Source organism: Citrobacter sp. wls706 (assembly GCF_005281305.1).
Taxonomy (GTDB): domain Bacteria; phylum Pseudomonadota; class Gammaproteobacteria; order Enterobacterales; family Enterobacteriaceae; genus Citrobacter; species Citrobacter werkmanii.
The window spans coordinates 396,879-415,463 of the sequence record NZ_SZXG01000030.1; the positions used below are offsets into that span (position 1 = coordinate 396,879).

General features: G+C 50.1%; 17 protein-coding genes. 11 read left to right on the forward strand and 6 right to left on the reverse strand.

The window, feature by feature from the left end:
- Positions 1 to 9 precede the first annotated feature (9 nt).
- Together FDW92_RS09850 and FDW92_RS09855 are read left to right on the forward strand one after the other, a co-directional pair.
- Complete coding sequence (locus FDW92_RS09850) at positions 10 to 1,092, forward strand: ABC transporter ATP-binding protein (RefSeq protein ID WP_042308134.1); 1,083 nt, start codon at positions 10 to 12, stop codon at positions 1,090 to 1,092.
- Positions 1,093 to 1,157: 65 nt separating this feature from the next.
- The gene (locus FDW92_RS09855; RefSeq protein WP_042308136.1) at positions 1,158 to 2,063 is read left to right on the forward strand and encodes an OmpG family monomeric porin; all 906 of its coding nucleotides are present in this window, start codon (positions 1,158 to 1,160) and stop codon (positions 2,061 to 2,063) included.
- Between the two features lie 31 nt (positions 2,064 to 2,094).
- Here the strand turns inward: FDW92_RS09855 and FDW92_RS09860 are convergent, their stop codons facing one another.
- Complete coding sequence (locus FDW92_RS09860) at positions 2,095 to 3,105, reverse strand: LacI family DNA-binding transcriptional regulator (protein WP_042308138.1); 1,011 nt, start codon at positions 3,103 to 3,105, stop codon at positions 2,095 to 2,097.
- Positions 3,106 to 3,335: 230 nt separating this feature from the next.
- Between FDW92_RS09860 and pspE the strand changes: the two genes are divergently transcribed.
- From pspE to tyrR, 4 genes are all read left to right on the forward strand, one after another.
- A complete protein-coding gene (gene pspE / locus FDW92_RS09865) occupies positions 3,336 to 3,653 on the forward strand; it encodes a thiosulfate sulfurtransferase PspE (protein ID WP_042308140.1) in 318 nt (105 codons plus the stop codon).
- 142 nt (positions 3,654 to 3,795) lie between these two features.
- Entirely contained in the window at positions 3,796 to 5,193 is a 1,398-nt protein-coding gene (locus FDW92_RS09870) for a YcjX family protein (RefSeq protein ID WP_042308522.1), read from the forward strand.
- Positions 5,190 to 6,251, forward strand: coding sequence for a YcjF family protein (locus FDW92_RS09875; protein WP_042308142.1), 1,062 nt, complete (start codon positions 5,190 to 5,192; stop codon positions 6,249 to 6,251). Before FDW92_RS09870 ends, FDW92_RS09875 begins: the two co-directional genes overlap by 4 nt.
- A gap of 146 nt (positions 6,252 to 6,397) precedes the next feature.
- A complete protein-coding gene (tyrR, locus tag FDW92_RS09880) occupies positions 6,398 to 7,942 on the forward strand; it encodes a transcriptional regulator TyrR (RefSeq protein ID WP_042308144.1) in 1,545 nt (514 codons plus the stop codon).
- A gap of 53 nt (positions 7,943 to 7,995) precedes the next feature.
- Here tyrR and tpx read toward each other — a convergent pair whose 3' ends face one another.
- Positions 7,996 to 8,502 carry a thiol peroxidase gene (gene tpx / locus FDW92_RS09885; protein WP_042308146.1) on the reverse strand — a complete coding sequence of 169 codons (507 nt, stop codon included), beginning with the start codon at positions 8,500 to 8,502 and terminating at the stop codon, positions 7,996 to 7,998.
- Positions 8,503 to 8,617: 115 nt separating this feature from the next.
- On the opposite strand from tpx, the gene ycjG reads away from it, so the two are divergent.
- Entirely contained in the window at positions 8,618 to 9,583 is a 966-nt protein-coding gene (gene ycjG / locus FDW92_RS09890) for an L-Ala-D/L-Glu epimerase (protein WP_042308147.1), read from the forward strand.
- Here ycjG and mpaA read toward each other — a convergent pair.
- Positions 9,558 to 10,286, reverse strand: coding sequence for a murein tripeptide amidase MpaA (gene mpaA / locus FDW92_RS09895; protein ID WP_042308148.1), 729 nt, complete (start codon positions 10,284 to 10,286; stop codon positions 9,558 to 9,560). The two genes, ycjG and mpaA, sit on opposite strands and share 26 nt — an antisense overlap.
- Before the next feature lie 184 nt (positions 10,287 to 10,470).
- Here mpaA and mppA point away from each other — a divergent pair, with 184 nt between their 5' ends.
- Positions 10,471 to 12,084 carry a murein tripeptide ABC transporter substrate-binding protein MppA gene (mppA, locus tag FDW92_RS09900; protein WP_042308149.1) on the forward strand — a complete coding sequence of 538 codons (1,614 nt, stop codon included), beginning with the start codon at positions 10,471 to 10,473 and terminating at the stop codon, positions 12,082 to 12,084.
- A 207-nt stretch (positions 12,085 to 12,291) separates the two neighbouring features.
- Here the strand turns inward: mppA and FDW92_RS09905 are convergent, their stop codons facing one another.
- Together FDW92_RS09905 and FDW92_RS09910 are read right to left on the reverse strand one after the other, a co-directional pair.
- Positions 12,292 to 13,185 carry a dihydrodipicolinate synthase family protein gene (locus FDW92_RS09905; RefSeq protein ID WP_042308151.1) on the reverse strand — a complete coding sequence of 298 codons (894 nt, stop codon included), beginning with the start codon at positions 13,183 to 13,185 and terminating at the stop codon, positions 12,292 to 12,294.
- A 21-nt stretch (positions 13,186 to 13,206) separates the two neighbouring features.
- Positions 13,207 to 13,902 carry a B3/4 domain-containing protein gene (locus FDW92_RS09910; RefSeq protein WP_042308153.1) on the reverse strand — a complete coding sequence of 232 codons (696 nt, stop codon included), beginning with the start codon at positions 13,900 to 13,902 and terminating at the stop codon, positions 13,207 to 13,209.
- Between the two features lie 43 nt (positions 13,903 to 13,945).
- Here FDW92_RS09910 and FDW92_RS09915 point away from each other — a divergent pair, with 43 nt between their 5' ends.
- The 3 genes from FDW92_RS09915 to FDW92_RS09925 all read left to right on the forward strand — a co-directional run bounded on the left by FDW92_RS09915 (position 13,946) and on the right by FDW92_RS09925 (position 17,847).
- Positions 13,946 to 14,548, forward strand: a complete 603-nt coding sequence (locus FDW92_RS09915) for a helix-turn-helix transcriptional regulator (RefSeq protein WP_038640863.1) — start codon at positions 13,946 to 13,948, stop codon at positions 14,546 to 14,548.
- Positions 14,549 to 15,161: 613 nt separating this feature from the next.
- Positions 15,162 to 16,571 carry a hypothetical protein gene (locus FDW92_RS09920; RefSeq protein WP_042308156.1) on the forward strand — a complete coding sequence of 470 codons (1,410 nt, stop codon included), beginning with the start codon at positions 15,162 to 15,164 and terminating at the stop codon, positions 16,569 to 16,571.
- A gap of 406 nt (positions 16,572 to 16,977) precedes the next feature.
- A complete protein-coding gene (locus FDW92_RS09925; protein ID WP_042308158.1) occupies positions 16,978 to 17,847 on the forward strand; it encodes an aldo/keto reductase in 870 nt (289 codons plus the stop codon).
- 85 nt (positions 17,848 to 17,932) lie between these two features.
- On the opposite strand, the gene FDW92_RS09930 is transcribed toward FDW92_RS09925, so the two are convergent.
- The gene (locus tag FDW92_RS09930) at positions 17,933 to 18,496 is read right to left on the reverse strand and encodes a MarR family transcriptional regulator (protein WP_042308161.1); all 564 of its coding nucleotides are present in this window, start codon (positions 18,494 to 18,496) and stop codon (positions 17,933 to 17,935) included.
- Between the last annotated feature and the right edge of the window lie 89 nt (positions 18,497 to 18,585).

The following is an 18,585-nucleotide window of genomic DNA, read 5'->3' on the forward strand; positions in this document are numbered from 1 at the left end:
GGATTCAACATGGCACAGCTTTCGTTGCAGCATATTCAAAAAATTTACGACAACCAGGTGCACGTCGTTAAAGACTTCAATCTGGAAATTGAAGACAAAGAGTTTATTGTTTTTGTTGGGCCTTCCGGTTGCGGGAAGTCAACGACGTTGCGCATGATCGCCGGCCTGGAAGAGATCAGCGGCGGCGATCTGCTGATTGACGGTAAACGGATGAATGATGTGCCGGCGAAATCGCGCAATATTGCGATGGTTTTTCAGAACTACGCGTTGTACCCGCACATGACCGTCTATGACAATATGGCGTTTGGCCTGAAGATGCAGAAAATTGCTCCGGCGGTGATTGAGGAGCGCGTGAACTGGGCGGCGCAAATCCTTGGCCTGCGCGATTATCTGCAGCGTAAACCTGGCGCGTTATCTGGCGGTCAGCGTCAGCGCGTGGCGCTGGGACGTGCGATTGTTCGTGAGGCTGGGGTCTTCCTGATGGATGAGCCTTTATCGAATCTCGATGCCAAACTTCGCGTGCAGATGCGGGCAGAAATTAGCAAACTGCATCAGAAACTGAATACCACCATGATATATGTTACCCATGATCAAACCGAAGCCATGACGATGGCAACGCGTATTGTGATTATGAAGGATGGCATTGTTCAACAGGTTGGCGCACCTAAAACGGTTTATAACCACCCGGCAAATATGTTCGTCGCCGGATTTATTGGTTCACCGGCCATGAATTTTATTCGTGGCGCGATTGATGGTAATAAATTTGTTACCGAAACGCTGAAGTTAACCATTCCCGAAAATAAATTAGCACAGTTAAAAGCTCAGGGTTATGAGCATCAGGCCGTTATACTGGGTATTCGTCCTGAAGATATACATCCGCAGCTTAATAATGAAAATAATGTATCGGCAAAAATTAGTGTGGCAGAACTAACTGGCGCTGAGTTTATGCTTTATACCGTTATTGGGGGGCATGAGTTGGTGGTCCGTGCCGGGGCAGTGAATGATTATCACGCAGGAGAAAATATCACTATTCATTTTGATATGGCGAAATGCCATTTCTTTGATGCTGAAACTGAAGTGGCTATTCAATAAAACTCCGGGGGGATACCCCCCCAAACCTTGGGGCATTTTTGCGAGTATTTTAACAAGGAATAATAATGAAAACCCTACTGTCCGCTACTGCGCTGATGATGAGCGCAGGAGTGGCCTGCGCGCAGGCCGCTGAAAAGAATGAGTGGCACTTTAATATTGGTGCCATGTACGAAATAGAAAACGTTGAAGGTCAGGGCGAAGATATGGATGGACTGGCTGAGCCGTCTGTCTATTTTAATGCGTCCAATGGGCCATGGAAAATATCTCTGGCCTATTATCAGGAAGGCCCGGTTGATTATAGCGAGGGTAAACGCGGTACCTGGTTTGATCGCCCGGAACTGGAAGTTCGCTATCAATTCCTCGAAAGCGAGGATGTTAATTTCGGATTGACCGGTGGTTTCCGTAATTACGGCTATCACTATGTTAATGAACCAGGAAAAGACACTGCAAATATGCAGCGCTGGAAAGTTCAGCCGGACTGGGATATTAAACTTACTGACGATTTGCGTTTTAGCGGCTGGTTGGCAATGTATCAATTCGTCAATGACTTGAGTACCACAGGTTACTCCGATAGTCGCGTTGAAAGCGAAACCGGTCTGAATTATACCTTCAACGATACGGTGGGCTTAACGGTCAACTATTATCTCGAACGCGGCTTTAATCTGGCGGAATCGCGTAATAATGGTGAGTTCTCAACCCAGGAAATTCGTGCTTACTTACCGTTATCTTTCGGCAATACCACCCTGACGCCGTACACCCGTATTGGACTTGATCGTTGGTCAAACTGGGACTGGCAGGATGATCCGGAACGCGAAGGGCATGATTTCAATCGTCTTGGTTTACTGTATGCCTATGATTTCCAGAATGGTTTATCAATGACCCTGGAATATGCCTATGAATGGGAAGATCATGACGAAGGTGAAAGCGACAGATTCCATTATGCGGGTATTGGTGTGAATTACGCATTCTAAAATGTGCAGGGGCATTGTTATGCCCCTGTTTTTACACCAGTGAGTCGGCTAACGATATTTGCGTGCTCACGGTGATGTTCTGCAATCCTTTCTCACCGGCAATCAGATTAAATAATAAATTACAGCTTTGTTCGCCGAGCTGCTGAGTTGGGACATCAATGCCTCCCGGCACGGGTGTCAGCATAAATGACAGCAGTTCATTACTGTAGCCTACAACGGCAAGCTGTTGCGGAATGGCGATATTTTTCTCAGCCGCCACGCGATATAAACTCATTAATTTTAAACTGTCGGTGGCAAATACTGCGTCGGGTAACGGTTGTTGACTCAGTAATTTCCGCGAAGCGAGCAGGGCTGTTTCATGAGTATAACCCCCATCAATAATCCACTCATCGCGTATTTGAATGTTATGTTCCTGAAGGCTGGCTTTATATCCATTGACGCGATCAATGGAAACATGAACGTCAAGCGGGGCATGTAAACAGGCAATATTACTGTGGCCGCTCTCAATAAGCGCATTTGTCAATGTAATGCTGTCGCGATAATTATCAGTGTCTACAGAATAGACATTGGCGTACTCACCTTCCACTTTACCAATAACCACGACCGGAACGTTGTATTTATCCAGTCTTGCAAAAAATGATTCATCAGCGGGAGAACTCAGCATAATGATGCCTTTGATCAATTTTTGCTTAATTTTACTCTCACATTTTTGTAAATCATCTTCGGTGCTTCGCGACGTCTGTAATATGACATCAAAACCAACTTCTTCGGCTTTGGCCGTAATAGCATGCAGCACTTCAGAGAAAAAGGGATTACCGGCGGTTGTTTTGGCAGAACGAGTCGATATCACCATTATTGCGTCAAAGCCGGAAGAGGTGAGTGCCCGAGCCAGTTTATTAGGCTGATACTGTAACTCATCAATCGCACGCAGCACTTTTTCCAGCGCTTCCGGCGAGATGTTGGTTTGCTTATTCAGCACGCGCGATACCGTAGATTTTGATACGCCAGCGGCTCGTGCAATATCATAAATGGTAGGAGACATAGATCCCAAGCTCCGTCCGAGAGTCAATGGCGGACATATTATGGAGTTCACTGCCGAATGACAACAATCACGGAATGCAGACAGAAAAATCAAAAGGCACACCGCACAATGTGTTACCTGAAGAGCAATGTGATCTGCTGGCGTGTGCGATGATAATGGAGTCGCAATATTTTCTTAAGAACTAGCGTATAGTGTTGTAGTGAAATCCAACTCTCGATCAGGAAGATATTATGTTTAAAAAAGGCGTATTAGCGTTGGCACTGGTCATTGGTATGCCGGTTTACGCTGCCGAACACTGGATTGATGTTCGTGTTCCTGAGCAATACCAACAGCAGCATATTCAGGGTGCCGTCAACATTCCGTTAAAAGAGATGAAGGCGCGTATCGCAACAGAAGTGCCTGATAAGACCGACACCGTGAAGCTGTATTGTAACTCCGGGCGTCAATCGGGACAGGCGAAGGATATGCTTGTTGAAATGGGCTACACGCAGGTGACGAATGAAGGTGGGATCAACCAGATTGCGCTGCCAAAAGTAGAGAAGAACTAAACCACCCGCATTTCTTCTGCAACAGGCGGCAGGAATAATGCCGTCTGACACCGCTCAGGTAGTTGATAAATAAGAATTGCCCCCAATCTTTACTTCCTGTTTGTTATAATTTCTTCGGTTCCTTCAGCATAACGGGATGGCGATGAAGCGACTTAAAAATGAACTCAATTCGCTGGTTAATCGCGGTGTAGATCGACATTTGCGCCTGGCTGTCACCGGGCTTAGCCGTAGCGGTAAGACGGCGTTTATCACCGCGATGGTAAACCAGTTACTCAATATTCATGCCGGTGCGCGCCTGCCGTTGCTCAGCTGCGTGCGCGAAGAGCGTCTGCTCGGCGTTAAACGGGTTCCTCAACGTGATTTTGGCATTCCGCGCTTTACCTATGATGAGGGACTGGCTCAGCTGTATGGTTCTCCGCCAGCCTGGCCGACACCAACGCGCGGGGTGAGTGAGATTCGCCTGGCCCTGCGCTATAAGTCAAATGACTCTTTGCTGCGCCACTTCAAAGACACTTCCACGCTGTACCTGGAGATCGTTGATTATCCGGGCGAGTGGCTGCTCGATCTACCGATGCTGGCGCAGGATTACCTGAGCTGGTCGCGGCAAATGACCGGATTATTACAAGGTCAGCGGGGCGAATGGTCGACCAGATGGCGACAGCTCAGTCAAGGATTAGATCCGTTAGCGCCTGCCGATGAAAACCGTCTGGCGGAAATCGCCGCCGCGTGGACGGAGTATTTGCATCAGTGCAAACAGCAGGGACTGCATTTTATTCAACCAGGACGCTTTGTCCTGCCGGGAGATATGGCGGGTGCGCCCGCGCTGCAATTCTTCCCGTGGCCGGATGTGGAAGAATATGGCGAATCTAAGCTGGCGCAGGCGGACAAACACACCAACGCAGGCATGTTGCGCGAGCGGTTTAATTACTATTGCGAAAAGGTTGTGAAGGGCTTTTATAAGAATCACTTCCTGCGTTTTGATCGCCAGATTGTACTGGTGGATTGCCTGCAACCGCTCAACAGCGGGCCACAGGCGTTCAATGATATGCGTCTGGCGCTGACCCAATTGATGCAAAGCTTCCATTACGGGCAGCGTACGCTGTTTCGTCGGCTGTTCTCTCCGGTGATCGACAAACTGCTGTTTGCCGCCACCAAAGCTGACCATGTCACGGTCGATCAGCACGCCAATATGGTGTCGTTGCTCCAGCAACTGATTCAGGATGCCTGGCAAAACGCCGCGTTCGAAGGTATTAGCATGGATTGTCTGGGCCTGGCATCGGTACAGGCAACCACCAGCGGCCTGATTGATGTGAAAGGCGAAAAGATCCCGGCGCTGCGTGGCAATCGCCTGAGCGATGGCGAACCGCTGACCGTCTATCCTGGTGAAGTGCCCGCACGACTGCCAGGACAGGCATTCTGGGACAGCCAGGGATTTCAGTTTGAAGCATTTCGCCCGCAGGTGATGGATGTTGATAAACCCTTACCGCATATCCGTCTTGATGCCGCGCTGGAGTTTTTAATAGGAGATAAATTGCGATGAGCGAGCCGTTAAAACCGCGTATCGATTTCTCAGGTCCGCTGGACGTGGAACAAAACCCGGCGTTTAAAGCGCAGCAAATGTTCAATGAAACGGAAGCGCAGACCTTTGCTCCGGCGACACTGGATGAGCCTCTGGAAGACGAAGGTCAGGCAGAAGCGGTGATTGATGCTGCCTTGCGTCCTAAACGCAGTCTGTGGCGTAAAATGGTGATGGGCGGGCTGGCGCTGTTTGGCGTGAGCGTTGTCGCACAGGGCGTACAGTGGACTATGAACGCCTGGCAGACTCAGGACTGGGTCGCGTTGGGAGGGTGCGCAGCGGGTGCGCTGATCGTCGGCGCGGGCGTGGGTTCAGTGGCGACCGAGTGGCGCAGGTTGTGGCGTTTGCGCCAGCGAGCTCATGAACGTGATGAAGCGCGAGACCTGCTTCACAGCCATGGAACCGGAAAAGGGCGCGCATTTTGTGAAAAGCTGGCGCAGCAGGCGGGTATCGATCAGTCGCATCCGGCTTTACAGCGCTGGTATGCCTCTATCCACGAAACGCAAAACGATCGTGAAGTCGTCAGCCTGTATGCCCATCTTGTGCAACCTGTGCTGGACGCGCAGGCGCGACGAGAGATCAGTCGTTCTGCGGCGGAGTCCACGCTGATGATTGCCGTCAGCCCGCTGGCGCTGGTGGATATGGCATTTATCGCCTGGCGCAATCTGCGGCTGATTAATCGTATCGCCTCGCTATATGGCATTGAGCTCGGGTATTACAGTCGTCTGCGTCTGTTCCGGCTGGTGCTGCTGAATATCGCCTTTGCCGGCGCCAGCGAATTGGTCCGCGAGGTTGGCATGGACTGGATGTCGCAAGATCTGGCGGCGCGCTTATCCACACGTGCTGCGCAGGGTATTGGTGCCGGGCTGTTAACGGCGCGTCTGGGTATTAAAGCGATGGAACTCTGCCGTCCGCTCCCGTGGATCGATGACGATAAACCACGCCTTGGGGATTTTCGCCGCCAGTTGATTGGTCAGGTCAAAGAGACCTTACAAAAGAACAAGTCTCCGCGTGAAAGTTAGCCAGAAGAGGGTGCCGATCGTATAACTTTACGCCGCGGCCCCCTATTTTCCGGCGTGCTGTCAATATTTGTTGACAGAGTTCTTCCTGCAAACCAAATACTGTCTTATCATTTAACACATAATCCCTTGTCCAGGTGAAGGTTCCTATGCGTTTGGAAGTCTTTTGTGAAGACCGACTTGGTCTGACCCGCGAATTGCTCGATTTACTGGTGCTGAGAAGCATTGATTTACGCGGTATCGAGATTGACCCCATCGGGCGTATTTACCTTAATTTTGCGGAACTGGAGTTCACCAACTTCAGTAGCCTGATGGCTGAAATCCGCCGTATTTCAGGGGTTACGGATGTACGTACCGTGCCCTGGATGCCTTCCGAACGTGAACATCTGGCACTGAGCGCGCTGCTTGAGGCATTGCCTGAACCCGTTCTTTCTCTGGATATGAAAAGCAAAATTGAGATGGCGAACCCTGCGAGCTGCCAGCTTTTTGCTCACACTCAGGAGCGGATGCGTAATCATACGGCCGCCCAGTTAATCAATGGCTTTAACTTCCAGCGCTGGCTCGAAAGCAATCCGCAGGATTCGCATAGCGAGCATGTCGTGATTAACGGACAGAATTTCCTGATGGAAATTACGCCAGTCCATTTGCAGGGTGAAAATCAGGAGCAAATGCTGACGGGAGCCGTCGTTATGCTGCGTTCCACCATCCGGATGGGGCGTCAGCTGCAAAATATGACCACGCAGGATCTGAGCGCGTTTAGCCAGATTATTGCCGTCAGCGCCAAAATGAAGCATGTCGTAGAACAGGCCCGTAAGTTGGCGACGCTGAGCGCACCCCTGCTAATCACCGGTAATACCGGTACGGGTAAGGATCTCTTTGCCCACGCCTGTCATCTGGCGAGCCCGCGCGCGGCGAAGCCGTATTTGGCGCTGAACTGTGCGTCGATCCCTGAAGACGCGGTCGAAAGCGAGCTGTTTGGTCACGCAGGGGAAGGTAAAAAAGGGTTCTTCGAGCAGGCTAACGGCGGCTCGGTGTTGCTGGATGAGATTGGCGAAATGTCGCCGAGCATGCAGACCAAATTGTTGCGTTTCCTCAATGACGGGACCTTCCGCCGGGTTGGCGAAGATCATGAAGTCCATGTCGATGTACGTGTGATTTGCGCCACGCAAAAGAACCTGGTGGAGCTGGTGCAGAAAGGACTGTTCCGTGAAGATCTGTATTATCGTCTGAATGTGCTGACCCTCAATCTGCCGCCGCTGCGCGATTGTCCGCAAGATATCATGCCGCTTACCGAACTGTTTGTGGCGCGTTTTGCCGACGAACAGGGCGTACCGCGTCCGAAACTGTCCGCCGATCTCAGTACGGTATTAACCCGCTACGGCTGGCCAGGTAACGTACGCCAGCTTAAAAATGCCATCTATCGGGCGTTGACCCAGTTAGAGGGTTATGAGCTGCGGCCACAGGATATTTTATTGCCGGATTACGATGCGGCAACGGTTGCGGTCGGAGAAGATGTGATGGAAGGCTCGCTGGATGAAATTACCAGCCGCTTTGAACGCTCGGTGCTGACGCAGCTGTATATGAACTATCCCAGCACGCGCAAACTGGCGAAAAGGCTTGGCGTTTCCCATACCGCAATAGCCAATAAACTGCGCGAGTATGGCCTGAGCCAGCAGAAAAAAAGCGAAGAGTAACGATGATAATGAAAATGCCTCCATCTGGAGGCATTTCTGTATGCAGACGCAGCTTAAGCTTTCAGTACGTCCAGCGCCGCATCATAGTCCGGCTCGTTGGTGATTTCATTAACTAACTGGCTGAAAACGACGTTGTCATTCTCATCGATAACGACCACGGCACGAGCGGCCAGGCCTTTCAGCGGGCCTTCAGCGATTTCAACGCCGTAGTTTTTCAGGAATTCTGCATTGCGCAGGGTGGACAGCGTGATAACGTTGCTCAGACCTTCCGCACCGCAAAAACGTGAGTGGGCAAATGGCAGGTCGGCTGAAATGCACAGTACGACGGTATTGTCGATTTCTGTCGCCAGTTGGTTAAACTTACGTACCGATGCCGCGCAAACGCCAGTATCGATGCTTGGGAAAATATTCAGTACTTTGCGCTTGCCTGCAAACTGGCCCAGCGTAACGTCAGACAGATCTTTAGCCACAAGGGTAAAAGCCTGAGCTTTGCTTCCTGCCTGAGGAATGGAGCCAGCGACTGCAACCGGGTTGCCCTGGAAATGAACGGTTTGTGACATGGTTATCTTCCTGTTTACATATAGTTAACGTCGAGGCTAGTTTATGCTATCAGCAGTTAACACGGCAAACGCTATTTGTGGATATCCGCTTCAGGGACTGCACTAAGGAAAACGAATGAGAACAGTAAAGGTATATGAGGAAGCCTGGCCGCTGCACACTCCCTTTGTTATTGCCCGTGGGAGCAGAACCGAAGCGCATGTGGTGGTTGTCGAAGTGGAAGAAAATGGCGTCACAGGCATCGGAGAGTGTACGCCTTATCCGCGCTACGGTGAAAGTGATGCCTCAGTGCTGGCGCAAATTATGAGCATTGCGCCACAACTGGAAAATGGACTGACGCGCGAAGAACTGCAAAAGCTGTTGCCAGCGGGAGCGGCGCGTAACGCCGTGGACTGTGCGTTGTGGGATCTGAGTGCGCGTCAACAGCAGCAGTCTCTGGCTGAACTGGTGGGTTGCGAATTGGCGGAGGTGGTGACGACAGCGCAAACGGTGGTGATTGGAACGCCCGAACAGATGGCGGCGAGCGCGGCAGCACTGTGGGAGAAGGGGGCGAGACTGCTGAAAGTCAAACTGGATGAGCGTTTAATAAGCGAACGGATGGTTGCCATTCGTGCGGCTGTTCCTGATGCCACGATCATTGTCGACGCTAACGAATCCTGGCGGGCAGAGGGGCTGGCCGCGCGCTGTCAGCTTCTGGCTGATTTAGGGGTTGCGATGCTGGAACAACCGCTCCCGGCGCAGGATGATGCCGCGCTGGAGAATTTTGTGCATCCGCTACCGATCTGCGCAGATGAAAGCTGCCACACCCGCAGCAGCCTGAAAGCGCTGCACGGGCGCTATGAAATGGTCAATATCAAACTGGATAAAACGGGTGGCCTGACCGAAGCGCTGGCGCTGGCCGTTGATGCTCGCGAACAAGGATTTGCGCTGATGCTGGGCTGCATGCTGTGTACATCCCGGGCGATTGGTGCGGCGTTACCCCTCACGCCGCAGGTCAGTTTTGCCGATCTCGATGGACCTACCTGGCTTGCCAGCGATGCGGAGCCAGCCCTGCATTTTACGACCGGACAGCTTCATCTCTAGGGTGCCAACGCAGGAGATTGGACATGGCCAGCAGGTATTTCTCGCTCGCTTCATCGGATGAAATGGGCGGGAATTCGGCGGTGATACAGTGCAAGTTCAGATCGGCGCACCAGCTACCAAACGAGCCGGGCGTTTCATAACCTACGCTGGTAACCAGGGGCAACTCAAATGACTGCGCCAGCCACGCGCCCAATTCGCTGCGTCTGGGATCTTCAATACAGGCCAGCGGATCGTGGAAAGACACCACCCAGGCGGGATGAATCCGGTGAATAAGCTGACACAGCGCCTGGGTTTCCGGTTCTGACCCCGGATGCTCGCCGGTCAGCAATACCACGTCGCGTTCTTCTGCGCTACTGTTCCAGCGATACACCGTTTCACCCGCTTTCCAGTTTGCGGCAGGAAAGTTACGGTTAAGATCTACGCCGTTAGCATTTGCGCGTAGCCCAAGCTGGCAACCGTCGGGGTTCACCGCCAGCACAACATGATGACGACGCAGGGAAGGGTTAAGCGTACGCAATGCGCAGGAAAGGGTGACGACCGATGAGTTTTCATCACCGTGTGTACCTGCCAGTATCAGGCCGCTTTCACGATCGGCTGCCAGCGCAGGAAACCAGATTAGCGGTGCGCCTAACGATGAACGTCCGTAATGTTCGGTTCCTGGCGGAAATGCGCCGCGCTCGGCACGGGGACGGGTAGCGGTCATAGTCATCTCTGAATGCTCGAATAGTTACTCGCAGTGTTGTGCAAAATGTATGGATAATCAAATCGTTTTCACACACTTATCTTTTCAGGTGTAATATCACTTTCTTGTCGGAAGTTAATTGCATTTCCTGCTGGCGATACAAATAATTACACATTCACTTAGTAGCCGGAATTGAGGGTATTTTATGCAGCATTCTGTTTCAGTAACCTGTTGTGCGCTGTTGGTTAGCAGCATTTCCTTATCCTGGGCTGCTGATGTTCCCAGCGGAACGGTACTGGCAGAGAAACAAGAACTGGTGCGGCATATAAAAGATGAACCGGCGTCACTTGATCCGGCAAAGGCCGTCGGACTTCCTGAAATTCAGGTTATTCGTGATTTATTTGAAGGGTTGGTCAATCAGAATGAGAAGGGAGAAATTGTTCCTGGCGTCGCCACCCAATGGAAAAGTAACGATAACCGCATCTGGACGTTTACGCTACGCGACAACGCGCAATGGTCCGATGGTACACCGGTAACGGCGCAGGATTTTGTCTACAGCTGGCAGCGTCTGGTTGATCCCAAAACACTATCACCGTTTGCGTGGTTTGCTGCGCTGGCGGGTATTAGCAATGCTCAGGCGATCATCGATGGCAAAGCAACGCCTGATAAGCTTGGCGTTAGCGCAGTCGATGCGCGTACATTGAAAGTTCAGCTGGATAAACCGCTCCCCTGGTTTGCCAACCTGACGGCAAGTTTTGCATTTTATCCGGTACAAAAAGCCAACGTCGAAAGCGGCAAAGAGTGGACCAAACCGGGGAATTTGATTGGTAACGGCGCCTATGTGCTCAAAGATCGCGTCGTAAATGAAAAACTGGTCGTTGTACCGAATATGCATTACTGGGACAACGGCAAAACGGTTCTGCAGAAAGTTACCTTCCTGCCCATTAATCAGGAATCGGCAGCCACCAAGCGCTACCTTGCGGGTGATATTGATATCACTGAATCCTTTCCGAAAAACATGTATCAGAAACTGTTGAAGGATATTCCGGGCCAGGTTTATACCCCGCCTCAGCTTGGCACTTACTATTATGCCTTCAATACCCAGAAGGGACCGACTGCTGATTCCCGCGTGCGTCTGGCGCTCAGCATGACGATCGATCGTCGTTTGATGGCGGAGAAAGTATTGGGTACCGGCGAGAAGCCCGCATGGCATTTTACGCCGGATGTTACGGCAGGATTTGTACCTGAACCTTCTCCGTTTGAGCAAATGAGTCAGGAAGAGTTGAATGCTCAGGCGAAAACGCTGTTGCGTGCGGCAGGCTATGGTCCGCAGAAGCCGCTGAAACTGACGCTGCTGTACAACACCTCTGAAAACCACCAAAAGATTGCTATCGCTGTGGCTTCTATGTGGAAGAAGAATCTCGGCGTTGACGTAAAACTGCAGAATCAGGAGTGGAAAACCTATATCGACAGCCGTAATACCGGCAATTTTGATGTGATCCGCGCTTCCTGGGTGGGGGACTACAATGAGCCTTCGACGTTCCTGTCGCTATTAACATCGACCCATACGGGCAATATCTCCCGCTTTAATAATCCGGCATACGATAAAGTTTTAACTCAGGCTACGTTGGAAAATACCGAGAAGGCGCGGAATGCGGATTATAATACGGCAGAGAAAATTCTGATGGAACAGGCACCTATTGCGCCAATTTATCAGTATACCAACGGGCGGTTAATTAAACCGTGGCTGAAAGGGTACCCGATTACTAACCCGGAAGATGTCGCATACAGTCGCACAATGTATATTGTGAAGCACTAAACTTGGTGAAATAGCGGGAATTGCTTATCGGGGAGAAGGTTTTCTGTATTGAGGGCGGTCAGGCGGTGACCCGCTGGTCGTTACGGCCAGAGCATAGCGTGCGAGAGTTGCCTTTGCAGGAGCGTTTGTACACCGAAGGATCGTCATGAAGGTTATTGCCCGGTCAGGTTTCATAAGGACCGGCAGACAGCCGGTCCTCAAGGGCGGTTATTTCAACTCCAGTGTGGTTATCACACTGGCAATATCCGCGATATCACCTGCTGACAAAGGCTGCAGGGGGCGAGGGAGGCAGTCCGTATCGGTAAGTCCAAGCACGCCTGCGGCAGCAGCAATAACGCGGACGCTTCCGCCATGTTTACGGAAAAGCGCCCACAATGGCTCAAGGCGCGTTGTCAGGGCAGTAACGCGTTCATGATCGTTCGCCGCCGCTGCGTCAGTAATTTGTTTCGCCATCACCGGAAACAAACCACCGCTAACGGAGTACCACACTTCACAGCCGGCGTTTAATCCCAGCCCGGCATAAGCATCCCCACTGATACCGATGGTTACGTCAGGGAGCAGGTGTTGACGCAATGCCTCTACCCGCTCTCTCGCTGCAGTCGGGCTATCCGGGACACCAGGGAGCTTGACCGAGCGAACCCCCTCCAGTGAGGATAGACGCCCGTGCAGTTCATCCGTAAAGGTAAAATGTGTGGTGCCCGGGTTATCATAGATGCACACCGGCACAGACGCGTGTCGGGTAACGGTCTCAAATAGTGCGAAGACTTCTTCGTCACGGAGCGGCTGGTAGCTGACAGCCGGGAGCAGCAGGGCATTTGCGCCCGCGGCTTGCGCATCGTCTGACAGATGCAGGATGGCTTCCGTGCTGACAGCACCCACACACACCATGACAGGGATCTCTCCGGCGTGCTGTGTTGCCAGAATCGCGATGCGCTTGCGTTGCTCTCGGGTCAGATAAGCGTAGCTTCCGGTTGATCCCAGGATACCCATAGAATCAACCTGGGCTTCTGTTAGGCGAGAAAGAATATGACTGAAGCCCTTTTCATCCACGCCGCTGGTGGTAACTGGAGTTAAGGGAAACGCAGACAAGCCAGTAAACATAGGTGTTTGTCCTGAATAAGATTACTGGTGCTGATCTTCGATGAGAGTAATTTCAAACCACAGACCCGGCATCATTTCTTCCAGACCGTCAGTCAGCATTCTTCCTGCTTCATGAAGCTTTTCCAGCGGCATCTGTGGCAGACTTTCCAGAATAAACCACATTTGCTGCGCTTCAACATTTAAACGTGTCCTTATCCCTTGCCTCCAGTTCCAGCGACGGCAGGTGACGCCAGCATTGTCACGCCAGATAACCTCTCCGGGGGAGGGATACTCGATAACAGGTGCGCCTTCTTTCATCGTGTCAAAGGGCTCGGTACCTTCCGCAATGGTCAGACGCGGAATACCCTGGTAAGCGGAAATATTCTCGCCACCAACCGGAACGGCATAGCGGAGGCTGACGGCGTTATAAAGATCAACAACAGGATCCAGTGCTGGCATCATGCCATCACGAAGCACGCGCTTACGTAGCGCATCAGCTGAACAAGGCGTACGCTTTGGTTTGGCGCCAAATGATTGAAAAACGCCAGCCCATGCGGCCAGATGAGACTCCGCCCATTCCGGTCTGCCTGCCAGAACCGCCTCACAAGCTTCCAGCAAGGCGGCCCTGCCAACGTCAGGATTCAGTACCGGCGCGGCTTTTACGTAGATACTAAGCGCTCGAAAACAGGGAGCAGTACGATAAACTTCCGGGGCAATTGACGGAGAATGTGTTAACACGGGATAATCCTGTAATGACCAATTTATTTTATGATATCGACCAATGACCAAAAAAGTCAACTTAATGACCGATGCGGGTGCGGATGTCAGCACCGTCAATGAAGCTGTTTCGCAGCGAATTAAGCAGTACCGTAAACAAAAAAAAATGTCGCTTGATGAGCTGTCCAGGCAGGCAAATGTCAGTAAGGGAGCGCTGGTCGAGATTGAAGGATGTAAGGCCAATCCCAGTATTGCGCTGTTATGCCGTCTGGCAGCCGCAATGGGGGTATCGGTGGCTGATTTTGTCGATGTAGGGACAAAACCAACCGTCCATCTTATTGCTGAAGGTGAGATCCCTGAACTCTGGAAAGGCGACAAAGGAGGAAGAGCAAGGCTTCTTGCTGGTTCCGGGGGGCCGGATATGACAGAGCTCTGGATGTGGGAAATGCAGCCAGGAGAAAAGTTTGCTTCTCCCGGTCACTCTACGGGAACACTTGAATTGTTTTATGTACAAACGGGGACGCTCACGCTTGGCGTACAAGAGCATCTGTATCTGGTTAATTCCGGTTGTTCTGCAACGGCCAGAACGGATGTCCCTCATTTCTATGAAAACCGGGGTGAGAGCCCACTGATATTTATCATGACAGTGAATGAGAAAGCATCCTGAGTAACTCGTAAGAGTGAGATGTGTAGGGATAAAAATCGTCCGGACATATGCTCAAGATCTATTTCTCAGAGATAACTACGGGCTAACTTTGTTCCCGATATACCTGTCTGTCAGATCCCGTGCTTTGTTATCTCCGGAAACTGAAGGCTGGTGAAGGATACCAGCCTCTCGGGCATTTTCATCGCATAGCGATGCTGTTCAATCACTGACCTGCTTTGTTTTGACTATCCTCAGACAACAGTACCTCCCTTATAGCTGTGATGATGAATATAACCATCTGATTTTATAGATTTTCATCGTTATACCTATTCTGTCATTAGCGTCTCTGACTTGCTGAGTCATACATACATAATCTGCGTTTTTTGGGTTCACCTTTCAAAAGATTTATAGATCTTGGTCAATATAATGACCTTATTATGCCAATGATATGACCGGCAGATCCTGACGATCACACTGGCTGAACCCCAGGATCAAGGTACTTTATACAAAGATATTTGGACTAATAAGGCAATTTGAAGAAGAAAACGCGGCCACTGGCCTTACTGCTCTGTCAGTTTGACTCACTGGCACGTGTTCAAAAATCTCAGCAAAAGCCATAACAGAGATAACATACATGATAAAACCAACGGACTATGAACCTGAACCAGGTCTGGGGAAACATAGCTGGCCACAGGTAATCAAATGGCTACTCATCATTCTGGTCATTTATGCAGTATGCAGTGTTTTTATTTCAAATCCTTTTTCTATTTTTGTGGACAGAGTAACTCCCGTAGATTACTCAAGAATAATGTATTTTCATGGCTTGTCTGTAGGTCTTGCTGGTCTGACTGCTCTACTGGTTAGTCAGATTTATGGTCTTGACGGAAAATTCAAAAAAATTATTTTCTATTGCACAATCGCCACAATTTTAATTAGTGTAAGTGGTGGTGCGATCAATCGTTCTATGGAATCCAGCAAGCTTGCATTGTGGTACCAAATTCTTTCTTTTTTATCGCTTGATGTGATACTGATAACAATGTTATCAGGACTTATTCTGTCAAAAAATAAAGAATTAAAGTCATCACGAACATATTATCTGGTTATAGCCGCATCCTGCACAGCTGTCATTGCCGCACTGATTGGCGATTTAGCCGGGTTCATTCTTGATTTTGGCGACTGGCTGGGAATATTAGGTTGGTATGCTGGTAAGATTGGTTATACCCTACCGGAATGGCAGGACAATTTACTACGCTCTCACTCTGACATGATGGTAGTGGCTGTCATTGGTCTTATACTGTCGGCAGTGACCTGGAGATACGGGAGATATTTATCCGGATATGCTGCAAAGATAAAAGCAACTGGTGAATGGCTGGTTATTTTGGGGCTGGTTGCTGTTGTTATTATTTTAGTAGTATCAGGTTTCGGTGGTCCTCTTTTACAGATCCCTCATATTTTTACAGAAAAAGGATTCTTTGAACCCAGAGGCCATAGTGTGGCTGGTATTGATTTAGGTGATTTTACAATCGGTACCTTTATTTTATGTGGCGGTTTACTTCTGATTGGCTCAATACTTTTCGGAAAAGGGAAAAATGGCGTCAAACTAAACGAATCCAGCAAGTACACTCTTATGGGGATCTTCCTTACATGGTGTAGCATAGTGATTACCGTAGCAGGTATGGGGTTCCTGGAAGAGTATCGAGCCGATCTTTATAACTCAGCTAACCCTGTGCCACTAGGGGAGTATGGTTTTGCATTCCGCATGCTGCATCTTGATGTCAGTTTGATATTATTTCCGGCTATTATGGTTGTTATGTTGTTTGCCCAGCATCTGCTGAAGGATGAACAGACAAAACTTATCCAATGGGTTTTACGCACAGGTGTCTTGCTTTGCTCTATTGGATCCCTGATATACATGATACTGAACCCCCAGGCCTTTGGTCCCGGTTACTGGGTCGTCGGCTCCGGTTTCATATTTGTTGTAATGGGGATGTGCTACTTTTTTGTTAAAAGCGATAATCACATTAAAGAAAGATTTAATCAGTAAAACCATCATCTGGATCCTTTAAACGGATACAGACGATGGCTGATGGTTACGTATTACAGATCAGGTGCCACCATTAAAGGTGGCATCATTAGTTTGATCTCACCTGAATGTTGTAGTCTGTTATGCAGACTACAACATTACTCAGAATTTATAGTGTCGACCTGAAGGAGCTATGTCCGAAACCATGAATTAGGTTCATATGCCATGTTGGTTCCGTAGAGTAGTCCTGTCCTGATGCGTTATAGAGTCTGATATCGCAGCCTTTATCCTTTCTTATCCTCATCTTTAACAGAACAACCTCGTCTGTATTAATGAATTCCATGCATAGGTCAAATCAGAGATTACAGGCTAATCACGGCGGGGGTTCTGGCCTAATATGGTGTTTTAACATGACAGGGGCTTGGCCGTGGAATACTCAGTACTAAGTAACAACCGCAAAATGCCGATGGTTGGTTTTGGCGTTTTTAAGGTCACCGATAAAGAAGAGTGTAAGCAGTCGGTATTAAGCGCTATTCGTACCGGTTACCGCCTCATCGATACCGCAGCCGTGTACAGCAATGAAGATGCCGTGGGTGAGGCGGTTCGTGCAGCCATTGCCGAAGGTCTGTGTACCCGCGAGGAGTTATTTATCACTTCTAAGCTGTGGGTCCAGGATATGGCCAACTACGATATGGCTAAAGCCGGTATTGAGGCGTCGCTGAAAAAATCGGGCCTGGAATATTTTGATCTTTATTTATTGCATCAGGCCATGGGCGATTATTTCAGCGCCTGGCGCGCGCTGGAAGAGGCTTATGAAGTCGGTAAACTGAAGGCCATTGGCGTCTCCAACTTCTATGCGCATGTATTAGCTAACTTCTGTGAAACCGTCAGAATTAAGCCGATGGTGAACCAGGTCGAATTACATCCTTACTTTGCGCAACCTGTAGCTATCGAAACCATGAAGCGCTACAACGTTCAGCCTGAAGCCTGGGCGCCGTTAGGCGGTGGCAGGCATAAACCGTATGAAGATGAAATGCTCCAGGGGATTGCGGATGCCCACCAAAAAACCGTTGCTCAGGTCGTTCTGCGCTGGAACGTGCAGCGCGGCGTCACGGTGATTCCTAAATCCACCCGGCAGGAGCGTATTGCAGAGAATTTTGCCATCTGGGATTTCTCACTCACGGATAGCGAAATGGCGCAAATCAGTGCGCTGGATTTAGGCTATGTGGGTGAGGCGGTGAAGCACTTTAACCCTGAATTCGTTCGCGGCTGCCTTGGCGTTAAAATCCATGACTGAGCTTGGAGAAAACGTCGCGAGCTCGTAAAACGGACAACTTTTTTACCTACGTTAAAATGGCTGGTGTGATTTTCCTCCAGCCATTTTAAGTTTCCGGGGGCTGGTGCTCCCGGCAAATCAGCAACGCATCCTCTTCACTCAATCTCTCTTTCGTCAGATTACAATATCCCTGACCACCCGTTTTTTGGTGGAAGCGACAGCTATGGCAAAGTCCAAAGCCAGGCACATTGTTGGTCCGCTGGATCCCACGTAAAAGTTCAAGCAGTAGCTCCTTAAGTACAGTCGCGCGTTCACCCATCGCCGTTTCACCCGCCACCAAAAACGTTGGCGGGAGCAGGGCGTCCAGTAACGTACCGGCTGATTCAGTTAACTGTAAATGTACGCTGCGTTTATCGCGGGCATCCTGCTTACGAACAATCAGTCCTTTGCTTTCCAGCAGCTTCAGCGATTGCGATACGGTGCCTTTGGTGAGGCCGAGGTAGTCCGTTACGCCAAGCGGCGTATTGGAATAACGGTTGCAACGGGCCAGATACATTAACGCGCTGAGTTGTACCGGTTGCAGATCCGCCAGTAATGGATGTTGGCGAAACCACATCCGTGTCAGGCTGGAAAGCCTGTCCAGGACATCGAAAAGTGACATGTCGTGCATAACAACTTCCTCCTCGACATATAGTATCGATTAAAAACTATATTGACAAAGCATAAAAGTGGCATAGCATCAATTATAGTATCGAATCG